2 protein-coding genes and 1 pseudogene are annotated in these 2,423 nt (G+C 71.6%); 1 reads left to right on the top strand and 2 read right to left on the bottom strand.

The features are described 5' to 3' along the window. Positions 1-218: 218 nt before the first annotated feature. Entirely contained in the window at positions 219-1,679 is a 1,461-nt protein-coding gene (locus tag R6V09_RS50965) for an MFS transporter (RefSeq protein WP_317888223.1), read from the bottom strand. A 137-nt stretch (positions 1,680-1,816) separates the two neighbouring features. On the opposite strand from R6V09_RS50965, the gene R6V09_RS50960 reads away from it, so the two are divergent. After that, positions 1,817-2,206: an ArsR/SmtB family transcription factor gene (locus tag R6V09_RS50960; RefSeq protein WP_317888222.1), complete on the top strand. Its 390-nt coding sequence runs from the start codon at positions 1,817-1,819 to the stop codon at positions 2,204-2,206. On the opposite strand, the pseudogene R6V09_RS50955 reads toward R6V09_RS50960, so the two are convergent. Beyond that, positions 2,203-2,423 (bottom strand): annotated as a pseudogene (locus tag R6V09_RS50955) (hydrolase); the annotation flags it as partial. The gene R6V09_RS50960 and the pseudogene R6V09_RS50955 overlap by 4 nt on opposite strands.

Raw genomic sequence — 2,423 nt, 5'->3', positions numbered from 1 at the left:
GTCCGGGGCGCCAGCCGTCGGGCCGCTGCTCGATCAGCTTGGTCTCGCCGGGGTTGACGGCGTAGGCGCGCACGTCGAGGAGGAACTCCCCCGCCGCGGGCTCCGGTTCGGACAGGTCGTCGGTGAAGCGGAGGCCTGCCCGCGCCGTACGGTCGGTGATGAAGCCGCGCATCCCGGCTCCCCTCTCTCGCGATGCTGCTCGGATCTTTCGGCGCCGCTCAGGCCGACGCTTCGGCGGCGACGGCCGTCGCGCTGTCCACGGCGGGAGCGGGCTTGGCCGCCGGCCGGGTCAGCAGGGCGGTGAGACCGGCCATCAGGGCGATCAGCGCGAGGTTGATCCAGATGACAGTCTCCGCCGCGGCGGCGAAGTCCGCGCGCCCGGTGTGTGCTCCGAGCTGGGAGAAGAACACGGTGCCGATCACGGCGAGGCCCGCCGTGCCCGCGAACTGCTGGGTGGTGTTCAGCGTGCCGGAGGCGACGCCCGCCTGCTGCGGACGCACCCCGCCGAGGGTGGCGCCGATGAGCAGGGGCAGCACCAGGGTGTTGCCGAAGCCGAGCAGGGCGAGGCCGACGACCAGCCAGGGCACGTCGATGCCGCCGCCGAGTGTCTGCAGGGCCGTACCGAGGAAGACCATGCTCAGGGCGGAGACGGCGCAGCCGAGCAGCATCACCGGGCGGGTGCCGATCCTGGGCGCGAGGCGCCGGCCCACCATCGGTCCCGCCATGCCGAGCACGGCCATCGGCCCGAAGGCGAGGCCCGCCTGCAGGGCGCTGAGACCGAGGCCGGACTGGAGGAGCAGGCTCAGCACGAACATGCCGCTGGTGAACGAGGCCATGAAGGCGATGTTGACGCCGAGCCCGAGGCTGAAGCCGCGGTTGCGGAAGAGGGCCAGGTCGAGCAGGGGGTCGCCGCCGCGCCTGCCGAGCCGGCGCTCCCAGAGGATCGCGGCGACCATCACGGGCACCGAGGCGCCGAGCGAGATCCAGGTCCACAGGGGCCAGCCCTGGCCGCGCCCGAGGACCATCGGGACCAGGGCGAGTGCCAGGGCTCCGGAGACGCCGAGCACGCCGAGCGGGTCGAGTCCGGGGCGCCGTCCGGTGCTCGCGGTGGGCAGGAGCCGCAGGGCGAAGGCGACGACGACGATGCCGACGGGCAGGTTGAGGAAGAAGATCACGCGCCAGCCGAGTCCGAAGAGGTCCGCGCTGAGCAGCAGGCCGCCGAGGACCTGCCCGCAGATTCCGGCGAGTCCGGCGACCACGCCGAACCAGGACAGGGCGCGCATGCGCTCGTCGCCGGGGAAGACCGAGGTGATCAGGGCGAGGACCTGGGGGACCATCGCCGCCGCGGTGAGTCCCTGCAGCAGTCGCGCGGCCACCAGCTCGGCGGGGCTCTGGGCGAGTCCGCAGAGGACCGAGGCGAGGGTGAAGCTCGCCATGCCGATCAGGAACATCCGCCGGTGGCTGAGCAGATCGCCGAGCCGGCCACCGAGCACGAGTCCGGCGGCGTACGTGAACGAGTAGCCGCCCACGATGAGTTCGAGGGTGGCCTCGCCGGCGTGCAGGTCGTGCTGGAGCGAGGGGATGGCGACGTTGATGACGTTGAGGTCGAACCCGTACATGAAGGTGGCGGACAGGATGACCGGAAGCATCAGCCACCGGCGCGGATCGGGAGTGGTCATGGTGCCTCCAGAGCTGTGACTCTCTACCGAGAGTTTCATTCACTTCGAATAGATCGATAGTCATCGAACTGTGCGACGACCATCGAAGAGTACGATGGATGTGGAACTCTGCGCAACGGTGAACTAGGCTGGCGCGTATGAGTGATGAGGTCTTCCACCCGGCGGTCGAGGACCTGCCCCTGTCCAAGGTGCTCGCCGCGCTCGCCGATCCGGCCCGCCTCGCGATGGTCCGTACCGTGGCCGCGGCCGACGGGCTGTCCTGCACCGTGCTGGGGCAGGAGGCCGGTCTTGAGCTGAGCAAGTCGACGATGTCCCACCACCAGCGGATCCTGCGCGAGTCCGGGATCACCCTCACCCGGGTGCAGGGCTCGCACCGGATTCTGCGGCTGCGCCGCGAGGAGCTCGACGGACGCTTCCCGGGCCTGCTGGACGCCGTGCTGGCGAGCCCGGTCGAGCAGCTCCCCGTGCGGGCACAGACCGCGAGGGCCGGAAGGCCCGCGAAGAGCGAGCCGGTAGAGGTCCACTAGCCGGGCACGCCCGCCTCGTCCAGGACCGCCGCCGCGTATCCCCGGGCCGCCGGCTCCCACTGCAGCACGACATGTCCGGCCGCCGCGTTCGCGTCCCGCCAGAAGCGCTGGAAGTCGCCCGACTCGCTCTGCGCCCGCGTCCCCGCGGTGCGCGCGAGCCGGTTCACGGCGTCGGGCAGCAGATCCACCGCGAGCGCGTGGTCACGCTGGGCCCGGG

Source organism: Streptomyces sp. W16 (assembly GCF_033194735.1).
In the GTDB taxonomy this organism is placed as follows: Bacteria; Actinomycetota; Actinomycetes; order Streptomycetales; family Streptomycetaceae; genus Streptomyces.
The sequence above is the reverse complement of the archived record's forward strand: the minus strand, read 5'-3'. Positions and strand labels throughout refer to the sequence as shown.

Excerpts from the sequence above, each read along its gene's own strand:
- R6V09_RS50965 (WP_317888223.1), bottom strand. The coding sequence starts at position 1,679 with ATGACCACTCCCGATCCGCGCCGGTGGCTGATGCTTCCGGTCATCCTG.
- R6V09_RS50960 (WP_317888222.1), top strand. The coding sequence starts at position 1,817 with ATGAGTGATGAGGTCTTCCACCCGGCGGTCGAGGACCTGCCCCTGTCC.